We start from the raw sequence: 21,406 nt of genomic DNA, 5'->3' as shown, positions 1-21,406 counted from the left end.
ACCCGACGACCCTTTTCCGAAAGGGGTTCACCCATGCCACGGCCTGCACGCGCTCCCGCTCATATCGCCACCTTCCTCGCCGGCGCCCTCGTCGCGACGACCAGCACTGTCATCGCGGCCACGGACGACGACTCCGGGGGACCCACCACCACCTGGCTGACCGTGAAGGTCGCCGACGCCATGGGCACCAGGGACACCATCACCTGGGTGCCCACGGGATCCTTCGCGAGCTCGGCCGAGGTGCGCGTCCCGCGCTATCCGATGACCGCCATCGAGGGCAAGGACACCAAGGAGCTGGCCCTGCACGCCGTACGCGGCGAGCAGGTCTCCGCACAGCTCGCCATCGCCTCCGGCAAGAACCTCGACGACGTCAAGGCGAAGGTCGGCGACCTGACCGGGCCGGGCGGCGCGAAACTCGACGGCGACCGTACCCAGGTGCGGTTCGTGAAGTACGTCCCCGTGCAGCGCTCCAAGAGCGAGGTCGACTGGTCGGCCACCATCGACCAGGTCAGCTCCGCCAAGGAGGTCTCCGGCGACCGCAACCCGGACGTCGTCGGCGACCCCCTGGAGGAGCGCGGCTCGGTCGACGTGCCCGCGTACGCCGCCCAGCCGCTCTGGTTCACCTTCCGCATCCCGAAGGACGCCAGGCCGGGCACGTACAAGGGCACGGTCCGCGTCGACGTCGACGACGACACGCAGGCCACGTACCCGCTCACCATCGACGTCGCGGACGCCACCGTGTCGGCCCCCGCCGACTACCGCTTCTTCCTCGACGTGTGGGCGCAGCCGGAGACCATCGCACAGGCCCACGAGGTCAAGCTGTGGTCGAAGGAGCACTGGAAGCTCATCGAGGCGTACAACCGTGATCTGGCGTCGCGCGGGCAGAAGGTCATCAACACGACGATCGTCGACAACCCCTGGCACCACCAGTGGTCTCTCGGCACCCGTCAGTCGCAGACCGCGACCCCGTACTCCAGCATGGTCGGCTGGACGTGGAACGGGACCAGGTTCGCCTTCGACTTCGACCGCTGGGACAAGTACGTCGAGACCGCCAGGAAGGCCGGGCTCGGCCCCGACATCGGCGCCTTCTCGATGCTGGCGTTCCAGGACCAGGAACACCTCACCTACACCGACACCCGCACCGGCAAGACCGTCTACGAGAACGTCGAGCTGGGCGGTGACCGCTGGCGAGAGGCGTGGGGCGCGTATCTGCCCGCCTTCGAGGCCCATCTGAGGAAGAAGGGCTGGCTGGAGGAGACCTGGCTGTCCTTCGACGAGCGGCCGATCAGCACCATGACGGTGGTCAAGGACTTCGTCCACGAGGTGGCGCCCGTCTTCGACGACCGTATCTCCGTCGCCGGGTCGATCAGCACGGAGGGCGTCGCGTCGAACCTGTCCGTGGACTGGGGCGGCATCGACGCGATGACGAAGGAGAAGGTGGCTGAGCGGCGGGCGGCCGGCAAGACGACCACGTTCTACGTGTACGGCTCTCCGGCTCACCCCAACACGCTGTCGTACTCCCCCGCCGTCGAGTCGCGGATGCTGCCGTGGATCTCCGCGGAGCGCGACCTCGACGGGTTCCTGCGCTGGTCGTACAACAGCTGGACCAGCGACCCCTTCAACAAGCCCGTGCACATCTTCACCCAGGGCGACGAGTACCTGATCTACCCGGGGAAGAAAGGGCCGATGTCCAGCATCCGCTGGGAGCAACTCAAGGAGGGCATCGAGGACTTCGAGCTCATCGCGCAGCTGCGCGCGAAGGACGGCGGTGACAGCGCCGCTCTCACCGAGGCCCTCACCAAGGCCACCCGGGATCTGGACGGCCGTACGAAGGACGTGACCGACATCGAGGCCGCGCGGGCGGCCGTGGTGAAGGGGCTGACGTCATGAGAGGGCGCGTGAGGTCCCTGCTGCTCGCCGCGGTTCTGGCTGTCATGCCCCTGACCGCTCCAGCCGCCACAGCGGCCGTGCCGCCGCCCCGGACGGAGCCCGCGGCGGGGAAGCAGCACACGGTCACCTACGACCAGTACGCCGTGCGCGTCGACGGCAAACCCCTGTACATCTGGGGCGCCGAGTTCCACTACTTCCGGCTGCCCAGCCCCGACGCCTGGCGTGACGTACTGCAGAAGATCAAGGCGGGCGGATTCAACGCGGTCTCGCTCTACTTCGACTGGGCCTACCACTCCGCCAAGCCGGGCAGTTACGACTTCACCGGCATCCGTGACGTGGAGCGGCTGCTCGACGAGGCCGAGCGCGCGGGATTGTACGTCATCGCACGGCCCGGCCCCTACATCAACGCCGAGGTCTCCGGCGGCGGCATGCCCGCTTGGCGCAAGACCCAGCCGGGTGTGAACCGCACCTCCGAGCCCGAGTACCTGGAGGCGGCCCGGGAGTGGCTGAGCCGGATCAATCCGATCATCGCGCGGCATCAACTCACGCGCGGTGGCGGAAATGTGATCCTTTATCAGGTCGAGAACGAGTACCAGGGCGGCCGTGAGGACGCCGACTACATGCAGACGCTCATCGACTGGGCGAAGCAGGACGGCATCGACGTGCCGACCTTCGTCAACGACGGCGGCGCCAACCAGAACTGGGTGAGCGGCAAGGGTGCCCCCGACATCTACGGGTTCGACGCCTACCCGCAGGGCTTCGACTGCAAGGACCCCGACGCCTGGAAGAACCTGCCGGACTATTCCTACGTCAACGAGTGGAAGCCCGAGTCGCCGCTGATCATCCCGGAGGCACAGGGCGGCGCCTTCGACCCGTGGGGCGGCACCGGCTACCAGGACTGCGCGAAGCTCACCGGCACCGACTTCACACGGGTGTTCTCCAAGATGAACATCGCCGCCGGCGTCAGCGGTCAGTCCTTCTACATGACCTACGGCGGCACCAACTGGGGCTGGCTCGCAGACCCGAGCGCCGTCTACACCTCGTACGACTACGGGGCTCCCATCGATGAGTCCCGTCAACTGACCGCCAAATACCAAGAGTTCAAGCGACTCGGGTACTTGGTGAACTCGGTTCGCTCGCTGGCGCGGACGGACAAGGCCGAGGCGCCCGCACCCTCCGACGAAGGGCTGCGCATCGACCGGCGCGTCAACCCCGACGACGGCACCCAGTTCTTCACCGTCCGGCACGCCGACACCCGGGTGAAGGACAGGGACGAGACGACGCTGTCGCTGTCGGGTGCCGACGGTGACTATCCGCGCGTGCCGCGGCAGGGCACGATCACCGTCGACGGCCGGGACGCCAAACTCCTCGTCGCCGGCTACGACCTGGGCGACCAGCGGCTCGTCTACTCGACTTCGGAGATCATGACGCACGCCACGATCGGCGACCGCGAGGTGGCCCTGCTGTACGGGCGCGCGGGCGAGACCGGCGAGACCGTGCTGCGGTACCCGAAGCGACCCGAGGTGAAGGTGCTCGACGGCGACATCACCACCACCTGGGACGCCGAACGCGGCGATCTGCGGCTGAACTACACCCACAAAGGCCTGGCCCGCGTGCTGGTGAACGGTCTCGAACTGCTGATCGCCGACGACGCCGAAACCGCCCACTGGTGGCGACAGGACACTGCAGACGGCCCGGTTCTGGTGCGCGGCCCGTCACTGGTCCGTACGGCCGACATCGCGGACGGCACCCTCAAGCTGACCGGTGACTCCACCAAGGCCGCGAAGATCGAGATCATCGCCGACGCCAGGAAGGTGACCTGGAACGGGCGCAAGGTCACCGTCACCGAGGCGCCGCGCACGGTCCGGCTGCCCGAGCTGACGACGTGGAAGTACAAGGAGGAAGCCCCGGAGACCGCCCCGGGATTCGACGACTCCACCTGGACCACGGCCGCCCGACTCACCGCCCACCACGCCGAACTCAAGGGCTCGCTGCCGGTGCTCGCGATGGACGAGTACGGCTACCACCACGGCAGCGTCTGGTACCGGGGCCGGTTCAGAACCACCGGTGCGGCGACCGCGCTCGCACTGAACGCCAACACCGGGCCGACCGGCCAGTACTCCGTCTGGCTCAACGGCCGCCACCTCGGCAGTTCCGGCGACGGCGCGCACACCTTCGACATCCCGGCGGGCACGCTCAAGGACAGCGGTGACAACGTGCTCGCCGTCCTGGCCGAGAACGCGGGCCACAACGAGGAATGGGGCCACGACTACTCCAAGGAACCGCGCGGACTCCTCGGCGCCGAGGTGATCGGCGGGGCCTCCACCTTCACCTGGAAGATCCAGGGCAGCCGCGGCGGCGAGAACCCTGTCGACACCGCACGCGGCCCCTACAACAACGGCGGGTTGTACGGGGAAAGGGCCGGCTGGTCGCTGCCCGGCTACCCGGACGACGACTGGAAGCGCACCACCCTGTCTGCCCGGTCCGGGGCCACGGAACCAGGTGTACGGTGGTACCGAACCCGCGCGAGGCTCGATCTGCCGAAGGGCCAGGACAACGCGATCGCGCTGGACCTGGCGGAGCCCGAGGGCGGCAGCACGGCCTACCGCGCCCAGATCTTCGTCAACGGCTGGCTGATCGGGCGCTATCTGCCCAGCACCGGGCCCCAGACACGTTTCGTCATCCCCAAGGGCCTCCTGCGCGAGCAGGGCGACAACACCATCGCCCTGGCGGTGTGGTCCACCGGGAAGGCGGCGGGCCCCGGTTCGGCGAGGCTCGTCGGCCTCGGCGCGACGGCCGGCGGCATCAAGGTGAACACGGTGTCCGCGCCCTCGTACGACGCGAAGACCTACGCCATGCCCGCCTCGGGTGCGCGGGTCTCCGTGGACGCCGAGCCGTTCCTGAGCACCGCGGTCGCCACCAAGGTCCCCGTCACGCTCGCCGTGCCGAAGGACGCCCCCACCGCCCGCGACGTCGAGCTGTCCCTGACCGTCCCGGACGGCTGGACCGCGACCGCCGACGGCGCCACCGGCTTCGACCGGGTCCGGCCCGGCGCGTCGGTGACCGCCGTCTACACCGTGACCCCGCCCGCCGACCCGGTTCACTACGCCGTGCTGTCGGCGACCGCCCAACTGGAACAGACCGGTCGGCCGAAGAGCGCCACCGGCGAACGGGCCGTGCAGGTGCCGCCGCCAGGGCTCTCCAAGAACGCGTACGTCAGCGACCTGACCCTGGTCGAAACCGCCAACGGCTGGGGCCCCGTCGAGAAGGACGCGTCCAACGGCGAGGCGGCGGCGGGTGACGGACGGACCATCACGATCGACGGCACCGCCTACGACAAGGGCCTCGGCGTCCATGCGGACAGCCAGGTCAGGATCTATCTCGGCGGCGGTTGCACCCGGTTCACCGCCGTCGCCGGGCTGGACGACGAGGTCGGTGACGGCGGCAGCGTCTCATTCCAGGTGATCGCCGACGGCCGCTCGCTCGCCGACACGCCGGTGATGTCCGGCTCCGACGCCGGCACCGCCATCGACGTGGACGTCTCCGGCGCCCGCTGGCTGGACTTGGAGGTCGACGGGGACGGCGATGTCTCCAGCGATCACGCCGACTGGGCGGACGCCAAGCTGACCTGCGGCGGCGGTGCCTGATGTCCGTGCTGAGACGGACCGTCCGCCGCAGCTCGGCGGCGCTGATCCTGGCCGCCCCGCTGCTCGGTACGGCGTCCCCGGCGACCGCCGCCGAACCCGGGCCGATCACCCTCGCGACGCTCGGCTACGAACTGCACGTCACGACAGAGCGGTTGGCCCTCACCACGGTGCGGGAGGGCAGGACCGTCCTGGCCACCGCGCCCGGGGCGTTCCGGTTCCGGATCGGCGGCGACTGGTACCTCGTCCGGGAGGTCACCAGCAGCACCCAGGACGGCAGGACCCTGCGCGTCGCTGCCGCCACCGACCTGCCGGGCGTCACCATCGCCCTGAAGGTCACGCTGCGCTCCGATCGGTATGAAGTCGACTGGTCGCTGTCCGGGGCCACCGCCGACGCGCTCAGCACGGCGTACGAGCTGAACAGCGCCGGGCACTGGTACGGCCACGGCGAGAACAGCGACCAGACCGTCCAGCCCTGGCCCCTGGACTCCGGGCAGTTGGTGGACACCGGGTTCAGTCCGGCGTCGTACCAGGTGGTTTCCCCCTTCTGGTACACCTCCAGCGCCACCGGGCTGCGGGTGAACACCGACGACCCGATGGACGTGCGAATCAACTCCGGCGGCAACGGGCTCGCCGAGTTCACCGTCACCGGAGACAGGACCGCCGCCTCCACCGTGTTCGTCGCGGACACCCCCGCCGACGTCTACCGCGACCACATCGCGCTGGTCGGCAAGCCCGAGCGCGCCGACACCACCTACGAGCAGTACGCCACCCCGCTGTGGAACTCCTGGGCCCAGCTCTACGGCGAGCAGACCCAGGAGAACGTCCTCGCCTGGGCCCGTGCGCTGGCCGGCGCCGGGCTCGGCGGGCACGCCGTGCAGATCGAGGAGAGCGTGATCGCCGCCGACTTCGACGAGCGTTTCCCCGACCTGCCCGCCCTGTCCGAGGAACTCGGCCGCCTCGGGTTCGACCTCGGCATGTGGACCGGCCTGTACGTGCCCGAGACCGCCGCCAACTTCTCCCACGCCGTCGACAACGGCTACCTGCTGAAGGACCCGTCCGACCCGGCCAAGCCCTGCCTGTTCACCTGGTGGAACGGCCGGCGGACCGGACTGATCGACCTGGCGAACCCGGCCGCGCGGCAGTGGTACACCGACGGTCTCAAGGCGCAGGAAGACGAGTCGGGGGTCGCCGGGTTCAAGTTCGACACCGCCTTCTTCGACGACCGGTGCGCCCCCTATCCGGGGGCCACCCGCGCCGACTACGTGGAGTACGGCACCGAGTTGGCCGACGAGTTCGACCAGCAGGGGGCGGGACTGCGGGTCGCCTGGAACGCCGCCCAGTCCAAGGGCTTCGCCACGCGCACAGCTGACAAACCGACCAACTTCGCCGGGCTGCGTGCCGCGGTCTCGGCCAACCTGGCGGTGTCCACGATCGGCTACCCCTTCGTCGAGACCGACATGATCGGCGGCTCCCTCAGCTACCCGCCGCCCGCCAAACAGGTCCTGACCCGCTGGGCACAGGCTGCCTCCCTGATGCCGCTGATGTACGCCTCGACCTCGCCCACCGGCGTACGCGACGCGACAACCGGCGAGTGGGTCGGCTACGACCGGGAGACGGTCGAGCTCTACCGGTCGGCCATCGCGACGCACGAGCGGCTGGCCCCTTACATCTGGGACCAGGTCCAGAGCACCCTGAGGACCGGTGATCCGATCATGCGGCCACTGTTCTTCGACTTCCCGGAGGACGAGGCGAGTTACACGGTCACCGACGAGTGGATGCTCGGCCCGGCCGTGCTCGCCGCACCCATGCTCGACGAGGGCACCACCCGTGACGTCGTCCTGCCGTCCGGAACGTGGCGCGACGTCACCAACGGAAAGGTCGTCCGCGGCCCCGTGACGCTCAGGGCGTACGCGGCGCCGCTCGGGGTGACGCCGGCGTTCGTGAACCTCAAGGCCAAGGGCGCCGCCAAGGCGCTCAAGGCGCTCCGCCCTCCCGGCGCGGCGCGGTAGGGGGCGGCACATGCATGCGATACGCGGCAGGCTCGCGGCGTTGCTGCTGGCGGTCTGGGCCGTCATGGCCGGGACGGTGGCGCCCGCCGGGGCCGGTCAACAGGGCGACCGGCCCGTGTGGACGGGGACCTGGGCCACGGCACCGAGCGAGCACTACGAGGTCTCGGGCATGTCCGAGGTGACGGTACGGATGCCGGTGCGCACCAGCGTCGGCGGTTCATCCGTACGGATTCGGCTGACCAACGCCTACGCCACCGAGCCGGTGACGATCGGGCACGCGACCGTGGGGCTGCGCGACGGTGGCTCCGCCGTGGCGCGCCCGTACGACCTGCGGTTCGGCGGGAAGCGCGCGGTCACCATCCCAGCGGGTGGCCAGGCTGTCAGCGATCCGGTTGAACTCGCCGTGCCGGCCCTGGCCGATCTCGTGGTCAGTCTCCATCTGCCCGGCCGGGTCACGCACATCACCGATCACTGGTGGGCGCAGCAGACCGTGTACTGGACGGACTACGGGGCGGGCGACCATACGGCCGACCCCGCCGGTGACGCCTTCACCTGGACCACCACCAGCTGGCCCTTCCTCAGCGGCGTCGATGTGACCGCGCCAAGGGCCCGGTCGGTGGTGGCGCTCGGCGACTCGATCACCGACGGTTCCTTCTCGACACCCGACACCAACCAGCGCTGGCCCGACCTGCTGTCCGCCCGCCTCAACGCCTGCCGGCCCGGCGCCGGGGTGCTCAACGCGGGCATCACCAGCAACCGGATCACCGCCGGTACCGCGACCAATCCCTCGGCCCTGGACCGCCTCGAACGGGACGTGCTCTCCCAGCCGGGGGCCAGGACCCTGATGCTCTTCGAGGGCATCAACGATCTCGGCGGGGCGAGTGCCGAGCAGATCATCACCGGGATGACGGAGATCGCCGACCGGGCGCACCGGCGCGGGATGCGGGTCATCGCCGCCACGATCACGCCGTACAAGGACTTCACCTGGGGCGGCTGGAGCGAGGAGACGGAGGCACGGCGGCAGCAGGTCAACGCGTTCGTCCGGGACTCCGGCGGGGTCTTCGACGGCTACGCGGACTTCGACAGGGCGGTACGGGACCCGGCGGACCCGCGGCGGCTCGGCGCGGCGTTCGACTCCGGTGACCATCTGCATCCCAACGACGCCGGGATGAAGGCCTTCGCCGACTCCATCGACCTGACCGCGCTCGGCCTCGGCCGCGGCTGTTCCTGAGGAGGACCGGTGTTCGGACATCTCTGTGGACATCTGCGTGGACGCCGAAGATTCGCAGCCCTGACCGCGGCGGTGGCGGCCACCTTGGCAGCCCTGCTTCCGGCGGCGCCGGCCGCCGCCGAGACCAAACAGCGGGAGTGGACGGGGACTTGGGCCACCGCCCAGCACGCCGCGTACGACCCGGGCACCTCCGAGGTGACCGTACGGATACCGGTGCGGGTGAGCGCGGGCGGGTCGAGCGTGCGCATCCGGCTGACCAACGGGTTCACCGCCGAACCGGTGACGATCGGGCACGCGACCGTGGGGCGCAGTGACGGCGGCTCCGCCGTCGCGAAACCGTACGAGGTGCGGTTCGGCGGCAAGAACGAGGTGACGATCGCCGCAGGGGAGCAGGCGGTGAGCGATGCCGTCCGGGTTCCCGTGCCGGCCCGCGGCGACCTGGTCGTCAGCCTGTACTTCCCCGGCCGGCTCACTCACATCAGCCAGCACTGGATGGGCCTCCAGACCGTCTACTGGACGCCCGACGGCGGCGGCGACCACGCCTCGGACGAAGACGGGGACGCCTTCACCAGGACCGACTCCGCCTTCCCGTTCCTGACCGGCGTTGACGTACAGGGCGGTGACGCGGCGGGCGCCGTGGTGGCCCTCGGTGACTCCATCACCGACGGGGCGTCCTCCACGGCGAACGCCAACCGGCGCTGGCCCGACTACCTGGCGGCCCGGCTGTCCGGCTGCTCCACCACCGCCGGGGTGCTGAACGCGGGCATCAGCGGCAACCGGATCACGGCCGGGACAGACGGCAACCCGTCGGCGCTGGACCGGCTGGAGCGCGATGTGCTGTCTCAGCCCCATGCCCGGACGGTGATCCTTTTCGAGGGCGTCAACGACCTCAGCTGGGGTGGCGCCACCGGCGACCAGGTGATCGACGGCATGAAGGAGATCGCCCGGCGCGTGCACGCCCGCGGTCTGCGGTTGATCGGCGCGACCGTCGTACCCTACCGGGGCTGGGGCGACTGGTGGACCGAGGCCAAGGAGGCCGAACGGCAGAAGGTCAACGCGTTCGTCCGCGACTCCGGCGGGGTCTTCGACGGGTACGCCGACTTCGACCGGGCGGTGCGCGACCCGGACGATCCCACCCGCTACGCCGCCGCGTTCGACTCCGGTGACCATCTGCATCCCAACGACACCGGGATGAAGGCGTTCGCCGACGCCATCGACCTCACCGGCCTGCGCGTGGCGCGCGACTGCCCCTCGACCCGGGTCCGCCTCACCCCCTACCGGCCGAGTCTGCAGGCCGGCGGCCAGGGTGCGAAGATCACGGCGACCCTCACCAACGACGGTCGCTCGCCGGCCACCGACGTCCGCACCCGGCTGGATCTCCCGGCCGGCTGGTCGGCCGAGCCGGCGGGCGGCGCACGCATCCGCGCCCTCGCCCCCGGTGAAAGCGCCACCACCACCTGGACCGTCACCCCCGGGTCCGACGCCGAGTGGGGTACCCGTCCGTTGGGGGTCCGCAGCTCTTACCGCCAGGGCGGCCGACAGCGGTTCGACGCCGACGAGGTGGACGCCACGGTCACCCCCGTCCCCTCCGGAGTGAAGGCGCCGTACCTGACGACCGCCACCGCCGACGACGCCCAGTACGCGCAGAACGGCGACCAGTTCGCCATCTGGGCCGGCGGCCGGGACCTGTCCGGCTGGAAGGACGAGAAGGCGGCCATCTACCTGCCGGGGGCCGCGTCCGCAGCGGGCTCCGTGACGGCCCGCGTGGTCGGGCAGACCGGCAGCGGGCCGTCGGCCAAGGCCGGGATCGCCGTCGCCAACGACCTGACCGCGCCGGAGAAGGGCGGCTACGCCGTGCTGACCATGTCCGCGCAGTACGGCCTGGAGTTCCTGACCGACAGCGACGGCGACGGCCGCCTGGACACCTGGGCCGGCGGCGGCTCCTCCTACCACCCCGCCTGGCTGCGGCTCGTCCGCGACGGCGCCGCGTACACGGCCTACGCCAGTGCCGACGGCACGGCCTGGCAGCAGGTCGCCGCCGCCACCATGCCGTCCGCGAGCGGCTACGGCGACGCGGGCCTGGTCGCCGGCGCCGTCAATCTCAACTACCCCGGCCAGATCACCACCGCTGTGTTCGATTCCTTCTCCGTCACCCAGTGAGAGGTACTGAAATGGCAGTCAATCGTCGGCACTTCATGACCACGGCGGCGGCCGTCGGTGGCGCCGTGCTCCTCGCCCCACCCGGGACCGCCCAGGCCCTCACCGGCACGGCGCTGACCGGCAACGGCACCGGCATTCCCGACTACCAGCCCACCAAGGCGTCCCTGGACACCCACCCGGTGCCGCGCTGGTACAAGGACGCCAAGTTCGGCATCTTCGTCCACTGGGGCGTTTACTCGGTGATCGGCGGCGGGACGCCGAGAAGTGCCTCCGAGTGGTACCTGTGGTACCAGAGCTTCAAGGACAGCGCCGAGTGGAAGTACCACCGCGACACCTACGGCGAGGACATCACCTACGACGACTTCATACCTCGGTTCAAGGCCGAGAAGTACGACCCGGACTCCTGGGTGAGGCTGTTCGAGCAGGCGGGCGCCGAGTACTTCGCGCTGACCAGCAAGCACCACGACGGATTCGCCCTGTATCCGAGCGAGGTGACGGACCGTCATTCCGTTGCGTACGGCCCGAAGCGTGACCTCGTCGGTGAGTTGATGACCGCGGCCCGCAAGCGCGGCACCGTGAGGCCCGGCCTGTACTACTCGCTCGGCGAGTACTTCAACCCGGCGATGGGCCGGCCGATGCGCAACTTCTACACCGACGAGGAAATCCCGATGACCGGCTACAAGCCGGTCCAGGACTACGTCGGCGACTACGAGCTGAAGCAGCTGTACGAGATCATCGACCGCTACGACCCGGAACTGCTGTGGGCGGACGGACAGTGGTTCCGGCCCACCGGAAACCCGCCGTGGCGCAGCGAGGAACCCCTGGCCCACTACTACAACCAGGCCAAGAACCGTCAGCACCCCAAGGGTGTGGTGATCAACGACCGGTTCGACACCCACCTCGACTTCGCGACGTACGAGCAGCGCACCAACCCCACGATGGACCCGCGGAAGTGGGAGTGCTGCATGACCATGGGCTACTCCTGGGGTTACAACAAGCACGAGCCGGACGAGGACTACAAGACCTCGGAGTTCCTGATCCGGCTGCTCGCCGACGTGGTCAGCAAGAACGGCAACCTGCTGCTCAACATCGGCCCCAGGGCGGACGGCACGATCCCCGGCATCATGCAGGAGCGGCTGCGGGACATCGGCGCCTGGCTGAAGGTCAACGGCCCCGCCATCTACGGTTCGACGCCCTGGGTGAGGGCGGAGGAGGAGGGCAGCCCGCTCGGTATCCGCTACACCGTCTCCCCTGGCAGGTTCAACATCATCGTGCTGGGTGCGCCCAGCGGCACCCTGTCGGTGCCCGGCGACATCCCCGTCAGCGCCACTTCCCGGATCCGGCTGCTCGGCAGGAGCGGCGCCCTGAGGTGGACCCGCCGTGACGGAAAGATCCACATCACCGTCCCGTCGTCCCTTCCCAGCGGCATCGCCAACGTCTTCACCGTCGACTGGGACCGGTGAGCCCCGTGGGAACCCGTACCGGAACCCGGTTCGACACCCTGGGACCCACGCTCACCGTCACCACGAATCCGGCCGAGCCCGCCGCTGGTGACACGGTGACCGCCACGGCGGTCCTCACCAACGACTGTCCCTTCCCGCTCCGCAACACCGTGCTCCATCTGATCGACCCCGGCGCCACCACGGCGGCGAAGACCATCCCGCTCGGCGACCTGCGGCGCGGCGCGCGGATCACCCGGCGCTGGGAGACGGCGATGCCGGCCGAGGTGGCCGGGGACGTGGCGTTCACCGCGCACGCGGTCTTCGACGTGGACGGGCGCAGCGCCGACTGTGCCCGGTCCTCGAAGACGGTCACGGTGCCCTACGAGCCCAACGAGGTGCGGGCCCCTTTCCGGACGTTCGCCACCGCCGACGACGCCAGGTTCGGGCAGTACGGCAGGGAGTTGGTGATCTGGGCGGGCGGCCGCGACCTGTCCGGCGGCACCGACGAGAAAGGGGTCATCCATATTCCCCGCTCCGCCGCCGAGTCGAGTGTGGTGCAGGCCAAGGCGGTCAGCCTCACCGGCAGCGACAGCCCCTCCGCGAAGTACGGCATCGCCGTCGCCAACGACCTGACCGCGCCCGAGAAGGGCGGTTACGCCGTGCTGACCATGTCGTTGCGGTTCGGCCTGGAGTTCATGACCGACAGCGACGGCGACGGAAAGCTCGACACCTGGGCCGGCGGCGGCGGTTCGGCCCACCCGTCCTGGCTGCGGCTGATCCGCTCCGGCACCACGTACACGGCGTACAGCACCACCAACCTGCTGTCCTGGACCGAGATCGCGAGCGTGACCGTTCCCTCGGCGAGCGGGGCCCTGGACGCCGGGGTGGTCGCCAGCGCGGTCAACACCAGCTATCCCGGCACGACCGTCCGCGCGGTCTTCGACCGTTTCACCGTGGAGGAAGCATGAGTCACGACCGCCCCGAGGAGGACTTCCTCACGCCACCCGTCTCGATCACCCTTGAGCCGGCCGCCCCTGAGCCCGGTCAGGCGGTGACACTGACGGGCAAGCTCACCAACACCACGCGGATAGCGCTGCGCGGCACGGTGTTGTACCTCGCCGTGGACGGCGTCGGCCGGGCGTCCACCCTCGGCAAGGTGGCGCCCGGCAAGTCGGTGACCCGTACCTGGGAGACCCGGCTTCCCGACGACGCCGAGGGTGTGGTCCCGTTCATCGCGCACGCGCTGTTCGACGTGCACGAGGACGGGTCCGACTGCACCCGCGCGACCTCGTTGCTGAGACTGCCGTACCGGTCCCCGGCCAGTGCCTTCGACAACACCGGCATCTCCTTGGACGACGCCACCACCACGGCCGACATCGACGGCTCGCGCTCCAGCCTGTCCGCCGAGGCGCTCGCGTCGGCCGGGCTGACCCCGGGCGCCTCGGTCACCTACGGCGAGACCACCTTCACCTGGCCGGACAGCGAGCCGGGGGCCCCCGGGAGCAAGGACAACGTGGTGTCCTCCGGCCAGACCGTACGGCTGTCCGGCACGGGCGGGCGGCTGGCCTTCCTCGGCACCAGCACCTGGGGCGCGGGCAAGGGCCCTGGGAAAGTCGTGTACGCGGACGGCACGGAGCAGGACTTCTCCGTCGACGTCCCCGACTGGTACGGGGCGCACCCCTCCGCCGCGGTGGTGCTGCCGTACCGCAACACCCCTTCGGGCCGGGACGACAACCCCGTCAGCCTCTTCACCTTCGGCGTCGATCTGCAGGACAGGGAACTGCGCTCCGTGGTCCTGCCGAAGGTCAGCGACGGCCTGACGAGCGGCGTCCCCGCCCTGCACATCTTCGCGATGACCGTCGCCTGATCCGAGCCGCGGTGCCACCAGGCCGCCCCGCACCTCGGAAGATCCGCAAAGTCTTGAGAGGACGTTCATGACAGGCAATCAACCCCTCAGCCGCAGACGTCTGCTGACGGGAGCGGCCGCGTTCGGCGGTGTGGTGCTGCTGTCCGCGCCGCAGGGCGCCCACGCGGACCCGGGGGCCGCGGGCACGGCCGGGAAGCCGTTCGACACGACCCCCGCGTCGGTCGCGCTGCGTCGGCTGCTGCCCGATCACCACCGACAGGTCACGCTGCGCGCGCTGGCCGCCGGCGGCGCCGACCGGTTCCGGGTCACCGGCCGGGCCGGGGCGATCACCGTGGAGGGTACCGGCCCGGCGGTGCTGCTCACCGGCCTCAACACGTACCTCGCTCGGGTGGCGAAGGCCGACATCTCCTGGAACGGAGAACAACTCGACCTCCCCAGGCGGTTGCCCGCCCCCGACCGGGAGATCGCCGGATCGGCGAACGTTCCGCACCGGTTCGCCCTCAATGACACCAACGACGGCTACACCGGCCCCTACCGCGACTGGGACGCGTGGGAACGGGAACTGGACGTCCTCGCGCTGCACGGCATCAACGAGGTCCTCGTCTACACCGGCGGCGACGCCGTCTACTACGACACCTTCCGTCACTTCGGTTACTCCGACACGGAGTTGCGGGCGTGGATACCGGCCCCGGCCCATCAGCCGTGGTGGCTGCTGCAGAACATGTCGGGGTTCGGCGGTCCGGTGTCCCGGCGGCTCATCGAGAAGCGCGCCGACCTCGCCGTGAGGATCACCGACCGCGTCCGGGAACTGGGCATGACCCCGGTGCTGCCGGGCTACTTCGGCACCGTGCCCGACGAGTTCGTGGCGAAGAACGGTGGTGACGCGGCGGTGGTACCCCAGGGCACCTGGGGCGCCTTCAAACGACCCGACTGGCTCGATCCGCGGACCACGGCGTTCGAAGAGGTCGCCGCGGCTTTCTACCGCGCTCAGTCACAACGATTCGGCGACAGCACGATGTACAAGATGGATCTGCTGCACGAAGGCGGCAACCCGGGTGACGTACCCGTGGGGCAGGCCGCGAAGGCCGTGGAGGCGGCGCTGCGCAAGGCACACCCCGGCGCTGTCTGGGCGATCCTCGGCTGGCAGAGCAACCCGAGCAAGGAGATCCTCGACGCCGTCGACAAGCGTGGGATGTTCGTCGTCGACGGCCTGTCGGACCGCTACACCACGGTCACCGACCGGGAGAGCGACTGGGGCGGCACTCCGTACGCGTTCGGCAGCATCTGGAACTTCGGCGGCCACACCCCGATGGGAGCCAACGCCCCCGACTGGGTGGAGCAGTACCCGAAGTGGCGGGACAAGGCGGGCAGCGCCCTGGCCGGCATCGCCGCGATGCCGGAGGCCGCCGACAACAACCATGCCGCGCTGGCCCTGCTCACCGACCTGGCCTGGACACCCGGCACCATCGACCTCGACGACTGGTTCGCCTCGTACGCCGTGTCCCGTTACGGTGCCGAGGACCCGCACGCGCTCGCGGCCTGGAAGATCATCGGTGACACGGCGTACGGCATGACCCGCGCCGATGGCTGGAGCGAGGCACCCGACGGACTGTTCGGGGCCCGCCCGAGCCTGGGTGCGAACAAGGCCGCGGCGTGGGGACCGGAGGCAGACCGTTACAACACCACCGCCTTCGACCTGGCACTGAGCGAACTGCTCAAGGTGGCACCCACGCTGCGTGACAACTCGGCGTACCGCTACGACCTGGCCGATGTGGCCCGGCAGGTGCTGTCCAACCGGAGCCGGATGCTGCTGCCGCAGATCAAGGCCGCCTACGACACGGCCGACCGCGCCCGCTTCGACGAGCTCAGCGGCGTCTGGCTGGACTGGATGAAGCTCATGGACAAGGTGCTGGCCACCAGCGAGCAGCACCTGCTCGGCAGGTGGCTGGCCGATGCCCGCTCCTGGGGCGCCACGCGGGCCGAGAAGGACCAACTGGAGTACGACGCACGGTCGATCATCACCACCTGGGGCGGCCGGGCCAGCAGCGAGGAGGGGTTGCACGACTACGCCAACCGGGAGTGGTCCGGGCTGGTCGGCGGCCTCTATCTGACCCGCTGGAAGCTGTACTTCGAAGAACTCTCCCGCGCCTTGAAGGAGGATCGCCCGCCGAAGACGGTCGACTGGTTCGCGCTGGAGGACGACTGGGCACACCGGCACAACCGCTACCCGACGAAGACCACCGGCGACGTCCACCGGTTGGCGCGTCAGGTCCACGACACCCTGGCCGCCGACGCGCACCAGGTCACGCTGACCGCGTCCTCCCCCAAGGGTGCGGTGGCGGAGGGCAGTCCGGTCACCGTCACGGTGGCGTTCACCAACCGCAACGGGTTCGCCCCGGCCACCGAGGTGGCGCTGTCCGTCGCGGCGCCCGAGGGGATGACCGCACGGCCGGTCGGGGCGGTGACCTCCGCCTCGGTCGCGCCGGGCGAGACGTTCTCGGCGGCCTTCGAGATCACCCTCACCGGCTCCGCCGCCGATCTGGTGACCCGCGTTCCGGCCACCGCCTCGTACCGCAGCGGCGCCTCGGCGGGCTCGGCCAGGGGGTCGGCCACGGCGTCGGTGCGGCTCATGGCCGGCACGGGGGTGCGCGATCCATACCGGACCGCGAGCTTCAACGACGCCGTCTTCGGCCAGTCAGGTGCAGCGCTGGCCATCGAGGGCGCGGGTGCCGACCTGTGGGGCGGCACCAACCAGTTCGGCTCCATCCACCGCGCAGGCGCCTTCGGGGCCGCCTCAACCGCCACGGTGAAGGTCGTCTCGCAGGACAGCACCGGCGGTTGGGCCCGCGCCGGGCTGATCGTGCGCAACGACCTGTCCGCCGGCGGCTCGTCCGGGTACGTCAACCTGGCCGTGACGCCGTCCAACGGATGCGTGCTGTCCTGGGACTCCGGCCGGGACGGGACGTTCGACTCGATCAGGCTGGCCGGCTCCTTCGCCGCTCCGGTGTTCTTGCGCCTGACCCGCTCCGGCTCCGCCTACACGGGCGAGGCCAGCACAGACGGCACGACCTGGACCACCGTCGGCACGGCCACGCCGGGCGGCGCCGCCGCCACCCAGGACGTGGGGGTCTTCATGACGGCGGCGAACGGCTGGACCGCCGCCCGTGGGATCGCGGAGTTCCAGGACTTCACGGTCTCCTGACTACCGGGCACCAGCCCGGCTCGGGCTCACGGCCCGGCCTGTCGACGCGGTCGTTCGGCCCGGGATCGGGCCCGGGGCGCGTTCCCGCGGCTCGGGGGCTCGCGGTGCGATCGCGCGGCCCCGGGCCCACGTCCCGGATCGCGGTGCGTCGTTCATCCGGTGTCGCGGCCGGGTCGACCGATGGGAGCAGGTCGTTTGCTGGTGAAAGGCCTGGTACCGAAGCGACGGGAGACCCACCTGGCCATCGGCCTGATCACGGTGTGCGGCTTCTTGGCCTCCCTCGCCCTGTCCCACGCCTGACAACCCCGGCCTCGGCACAGCGATGCCGGAAGGGGGGTCCTCATGCACAAGAGCGGCCGGGGGGACGCACGGTGCTTTGCGACGCACCCCACGCGCCGAGCGCCCCACACCCGGCGTTCGGAGCCAAGCCGCCGCCGGCCGAACCACCCATGTCGGCAGCAGCGTTGTCGCTGCCGTATCGCCCGCCCGGGGGCGACGCCGTCGCCCCCCTGTCAAACACCTCCTTTGGCCTCCAGTCCCCGGGTGACGAGGCCGAGTGCGCCGGCGAGGTGTTCGCGGTGCCGGTCCATGGCTTCAGGGGTGATGCCCTTGTCGGCCACGACATGGGCGAGGTCGTCGGCCGCCACTTTGAGTACGGCGTTCATGGTGGCGGCCCGCATGCGGACGTCGAGCGAGTCGGACGGCATGCCCGTCCGTTCGGAGAGCACTTCGGCGAACGTGTCTTCCGCGCGCTCCCGGAGCACGAGGTACACGGCGCGCAGCGCGGGTTCGTCACAGGTCATGCGGACCACCGCGAGAACCGCCTCGACGTCTCCGCCTGATGACGAGTCGAGCACGGGTCGGTAGGCCGCTCGCAGGTGCTCCGTGAGGTCGAGTTCGGGAGACCAGGCGTGCAGGACGGCTCGGAAGGCGTCGATCATCTTGGTGAGCAACGGCTCCACGCAGCTTTCCTTGTTGGGAAAGTGGCGCCACAGCGTGCGTTCGGAGACTCCGGCGGCTCGCGCGATCTGCTCGCCGGAGGTGGCGGCCACGCCCTGCTCGGCGAACAGCCGGACCGCGTGGCGGGAGATGTCGAGACGCTGCCGCCTGCGTTGCTGGTCGCTCACCGGCGGCCGTCCCCGGCGGGGCGCTGGGCCTTCGTCCACCATCAGGTCCTCCATTTGGGTGATCTAAGCATGTCCGTCTCACAGATGGACTGGCCGAAACTTTATTGACAGTGACTGTCAATAAAGTGCTACGGTCGAACTGCCTGAAGATCACATTCAGAGGTCACAGGAGGAGAGCCATGAGCGTTGCCGCCGAGCGTTCCCCATTACCCTTCGCCAGGCCGAACGTGCTCGACCTCGCGCCCCAGTACGACGTGCTGCGCCGGGAGGCGCCGGTCACGCCGGTCACCACACCGGCCGGAGATCCCGCCTGGCTGGTCACGCGCTTCGAGGAGGTTCGTGACCTGCTCAGCGACAAGCGATTCGGCCGCTCCCATCCCGAGCCGGAACGGGCGTCACGCCTGACGAGCGCCGCGGTACTGGACGGGCCCACGGGCAACTACGAAACCGAGGAGGCAGACCACGCGCGGATGCGCCGGCTGCTGACCCCGGCGTTCTCCGCCAAACGGATGCGGATGCTCTCCGACCACATGCAACACCTGGTCGACGGTTACGTGGACCACCTGCTCACCGAGCACGCCGCCGCTCCCGACGGGGTCGTGGACCTGCACACCGGGCTGGCCTTCCCGCTGCCGGTCGCGGTCATCTGCCGGCTCCTCGGGGTCCCCGAGAGCGACCGCGAGCTCTTCGCCTCGTTGTCGGAGCGCATGTCCAACTACGCCATCGGCGACGAAGCCCACCGCGCGCGGGACGAGTTCAACGTCTACATGACCGCTCTCGCCGAAGCCAAGCGGGCCCAGCCGGGCGAGGACGTGATCTCCGACCTCGTACGCGCCCAGAGCGCCGACGCGGACTACGACTACGCCGAGATGATCCAGCTCTGTGTCGGGCTGCTGTTCGCAGGGCACGAGACCACGGTCAACCGCATCGGCCTGGGCACGCTCTTCCTGCTCACCCGCACCGACCAGTGGCAGGCGCTGACCGCCGACCCCGACGGCCGGGTCAACGCCACCGTCGAGGAGATCATGCGCCTGGGCGCGCCCGGCGACCTCGGTCTGCTGCGGTACGCGCACACCGACGCCGACGTAGCCGGTGTCACCATCCAGCGCGGCGACGCCGTGATCCTGTCGATCAACGCGGCCAACCGCGACGCTTCCGTCTATACCGACGCCGAGAGCTTCAACCCCGGTCGCCCGGAACGTACCCACCTCGGATTCGGCCACGGCGCGCACTTCTGCATCGGCGCGAGTCTGGCCCGCACGGAGTTGCGCATCGTGTTCGCCACACTCGCCCGCCGCCTGCCCGGTCTGCGGCTGGCGAAGAGGCTCGATGAGCTGGAGGTGCGCACCACCCTCACCGGCGGTGTCACGGAACTTCCCGTGACCTGGTGAGTTCCCCGTGACAGAGCAAGGGCGACAGGAGGGTGACGTCAGGACGCCATGAAGGTGACCGTAGATCAGGACAAGTGTGTCGGGTCCGGGCAGTGTGTGCTGGCCGCGGACGACGTGTTCGACCAGGGTGACGAGGACGGGATCGTGGTGCTGCTGGACCCCGATCCGCCGGCTGATCGGCTGTCGGACGTACAGCACGCCGCCACGGTCTGCCCGGCCCTGGCCATCAGGGTCGAGGGGTGACTCGTCGACGCGGTCGGGCTCACGACGGCTGTCGGGGTCGTGAGCGGCGACATGGCCGGGCGGCACGGTCTTCACCAGGTTGATGTCCCTCACAGACGCAGGGCGTGGTGGGCGAACGCGTGGGCGACGACAACTGCGAGCAGAGGTCGAAGCCGAGGCCGCGGCGGCCGCTCTCTTCGATCGGATCGGGCAGCCGCGCGCGGTCGATACTGGGCGGCAGCCGTGTGGAAGAGGTCGGCCAAAACCCTCCCCAGTACCCCTGTTCACCCCCGTGCATGCACGAACCGCACAGTCTGAATCCCTGTGGACCCCCACTTGATCCCATGCTTTGTTCCGGGCTCGGGACATGGGTTAGCCTGCGGCGTATTTCTCATCGGGCAGATCCGTGAACTGCGGAAATGCATGCGGGACAGCCGGGCCGTCGATACGGTCCGGGGGGAGTTCCGAGCTCTCGGCTTTCGAGGGCTCTTGGGGAGCGGAACGAGGGTGCGCATGACCAGCAACAGCACCGGGGGTGTCGATGCGGTGCCGGGCGATCAGGAGTTACGGCGGCTCCTGGCGGGCCTGACGGCCGTACGGGACGGGGACTTCGGTACCCGCCTGCCGGACGACGCGGACGGCCTCGTGGGCGACATCGCCAAGGTCTTCAACGGCATGGTGGACCAGCTGTCCGTGTTCACCTCCGAAGTCACCCGGGTGGCCCGCGAGGTCGGCACCGAGGGGACGCTCGGCGGGCAGGCGGTGGTGCCCGGCGTCTCGGGGACCTGGGCCGACCTGACGGACTCGGTCAACGCCATGGCGGGGAACCTGACCACCCAGGTCCGCGACATCGCCGAGGTGGCCACGGCGGTGGCCAAGGGTGATCTCTCCCAGAAGATCGACGTGCCCGCCCGCGGCGAGATCCTGCAGCTGAAGGAGACCGTCAACACGATGGTCGACCAGCTCTCCGCGTTCGCCGACGAGGTCACCCGTGTCGCCCGCGAGGTCGGCAGCGAAGGACGCCTCGGCGGACAGGCCCAGGTGCCGGGTGTGGCCGGCGTCTGGCGCGACCTGACCGACTCCGTCAACCACATGGCGGGCAATCTCACCGGCCAGGTCCGCTCCATCGCCCAGGTGACCACGGCGGTGGCGCAGGGCGATCTCTCCCAGAAGATCACCGTCGACGCGCGCGGCGAGATCCTGGAACTCAAGTCCACC

13 protein-coding genes are annotated in these 21,406 nt (G+C 70.0%); 12 read left to right on the top strand and 1 reads right to left on the bottom strand.

Annotated features, from left to right (window positions below):
• Nucleotides 1-33: 33 nt before the first annotated feature.
• The 9 genes from ACZ49J_RS14005 to ACZ49J_RS13965 all read left to right on the top strand — a co-directional run bounded on the left by ACZ49J_RS14005 (nt 34) and on the right by ACZ49J_RS13965 (nt 17,448).
• Nucleotides 34-1,890, top strand: coding sequence for a DUF4091 domain-containing protein (locus ACZ49J_RS14005; protein WP_467447902.1), 1,857 nt, complete (start codon nt 34-36; stop codon nt 1,888-1,890).
• Nucleotides 1,887-5,537 carry a beta-galactosidase gene (locus ACZ49J_RS14000; protein ID WP_467447901.1) on the top strand — a complete coding sequence of 1,217 codons (3,651 nt, stop codon included), beginning with the start codon at nt 1,887-1,889 and terminating at the stop codon, nt 5,535-5,537. The genes ACZ49J_RS14005 and ACZ49J_RS14000 overlap by 4 nt, the downstream gene beginning before the upstream one ends.
• Nucleotides 5,537-7,546 carry a TIM-barrel domain-containing protein gene (locus ACZ49J_RS13995; RefSeq protein WP_467447899.1) on the top strand — a complete coding sequence of 670 codons (2,010 nt, stop codon included), beginning with the start codon at nt 5,537-5,539 and terminating at the stop codon, nt 7,544-7,546. Before ACZ49J_RS14000 ends, ACZ49J_RS13995 begins: the two co-directional genes overlap by 1 nt.
• Before the next feature lie 10 nt (nt 7,547-7,556).
• Nucleotides 7,557-8,777 (top strand): SGNH/GDSL hydrolase family protein, encoded by a 1,221-nt coding sequence (locus tag ACZ49J_RS13990; RefSeq protein ID WP_467447898.1) that lies wholly within the window; start codon nt 7,557-7,559, stop codon nt 8,775-8,777.
• Between the two features lie 9 nt (nt 8,778-8,786).
• Nucleotides 8,787-10,937: a GDSL-type esterase/lipase family protein gene (locus ACZ49J_RS13985; protein WP_467447897.1), complete on the top strand. Its 2,151-nt coding sequence runs from the start codon at nt 8,787-8,789 to the stop codon at nt 10,935-10,937.
• A gap of 11 nt (nt 10,938-10,948) precedes the next feature.
• Nucleotides 10,949-12,400 carry an alpha-L-fucosidase gene (locus tag ACZ49J_RS13980; protein WP_467447896.1) on the top strand — a complete coding sequence of 484 codons (1,452 nt, stop codon included), beginning with the start codon at nt 10,949-10,951 and terminating at the stop codon, nt 12,398-12,400.
• Nucleotides 12,401-12,405: 5 nt separating this feature from the next.
• The gene (locus tag ACZ49J_RS13975) at nt 12,406-13,347 is read left to right on the top strand and encodes a hypothetical protein (RefSeq protein ID WP_468349048.1); all 942 of its coding nucleotides are present in this window, start codon (nt 12,406-12,408) and stop codon (nt 13,345-13,347) included.
• Nucleotides 13,344-14,246 (top strand): beta-glucosidase, encoded by a 903-nt coding sequence (locus tag ACZ49J_RS13970; RefSeq protein WP_467447893.1) that lies wholly within the window; start codon nt 13,344-13,346, stop codon nt 14,244-14,246. The genes ACZ49J_RS13975 and ACZ49J_RS13970 overlap by 4 nt, the downstream gene beginning before the upstream one ends.
• 67 nt (nt 14,247-14,313) lie before the next feature.
• A complete protein-coding gene (locus ACZ49J_RS13965) occupies nt 14,314-17,448 on the top strand; it encodes an alpha-N-acetylglucosaminidase (protein WP_467447892.1) in 3,135 nt (1,044 codons plus the stop codon).
• A 512-nt stretch (nt 17,449-17,960) separates the two neighbouring features.
• On the opposite strand, the gene ACZ49J_RS13960 is transcribed toward ACZ49J_RS13965, so the two are convergent.
• Nucleotides 17,961-18,575: a TetR/AcrR family transcriptional regulator gene (locus tag ACZ49J_RS13960; RefSeq protein ID WP_467447890.1), complete on the bottom strand. Its 615-nt coding sequence runs from the start codon at nt 18,573-18,575 to the stop codon at nt 17,961-17,963.
• A 179-nt stretch (nt 18,576-18,754) separates the two neighbouring features.
• On the opposite strand from ACZ49J_RS13960, the gene ACZ49J_RS13955 reads away from it, so the two are divergent.
• The 3 genes from ACZ49J_RS13955 to ACZ49J_RS13945 form a co-directional block, all read left to right on the top strand.
• Nucleotides 18,755-19,966, top strand: a complete 1,212-nt coding sequence (locus tag ACZ49J_RS13955) for a cytochrome P450 (RefSeq protein WP_467447889.1) — start codon at nt 18,755-18,757, stop codon at nt 19,964-19,966.
• 48 nt (nt 19,967-20,014) lie between these two features.
• Nucleotides 20,015-20,209 (top strand): ferredoxin, encoded by a 195-nt coding sequence (locus ACZ49J_RS13950; protein ID WP_467447887.1) that lies wholly within the window; start codon nt 20,015-20,017, stop codon nt 20,207-20,209.
• A gap of 492 nt (nt 20,210-20,701) precedes the next feature.
• A partial coding sequence (locus ACZ49J_RS13945; RefSeq protein ID WP_467447885.1) for a HAMP domain-containing protein occupies nt 20,702-21,406 on the top strand: 705 nt, incomplete at its 3' end.

The sequence above is a fragment of the Streptomyces sp. NPDC030840 genome (assembly GCF_055572015.1).
The sequence above is the reverse complement of the archived record's forward strand: the minus strand, read 5'-3'. Positions and strand labels throughout refer to the sequence as shown.

Excerpts from the sequence above, each read along its gene's own strand:
- ACZ49J_RS14005 (WP_467447902.1), top strand. The coding sequence starts at position 34 with ATGCCACGGCCTGCACGCGCTCCCGCTCATATCGCCACCTTCCTCGCC.
- ACZ49J_RS14000 (WP_467447901.1), top strand. The coding sequence starts at position 1,887 with ATGAGAGGGCGCGTGAGGTCCCTGCTGCTCGCCGCGGTTCTGGCTGTC.
- ACZ49J_RS13995 (WP_467447899.1), top strand. The coding sequence starts at position 5,537 with ATGTCCGTGCTGAGACGGACCGTCCGCCGCAGCTCGGCGGCGCTGATC.
- ACZ49J_RS13990 (WP_467447898.1), top strand. The coding sequence starts at position 7,557 with ATGCATGCGATACGCGGCAGGCTCGCGGCGTTGCTGCTGGCGGTCTGG.
- ACZ49J_RS13980 (WP_467447896.1), top strand. The coding sequence starts at position 10,949 with ATGGCAGTCAATCGTCGGCACTTCATGACCACGGCGGCGGCCGTCGGT.
- ACZ49J_RS13970 (WP_467447893.1), top strand. The coding sequence starts at position 13,344 with ATGAGTCACGACCGCCCCGAGGAGGACTTCCTCACGCCACCCGTCTCG.
- ACZ49J_RS13965 (WP_467447892.1), top strand. The coding sequence starts at position 14,314 with ATGACAGGCAATCAACCCCTCAGCCGCAGACGTCTGCTGACGGGAGCG.
- ACZ49J_RS13955 (WP_467447889.1), top strand. The coding sequence starts at position 18,755 with ATGAGCGTTGCCGCCGAGCGTTCCCCATTACCCTTCGCCAGGCCGAAC.
- ACZ49J_RS13950 (WP_467447887.1), top strand. The coding sequence starts at position 20,015 with ATGAAGGTGACCGTAGATCAGGACAAGTGTGTCGGGTCCGGGCAGTGT.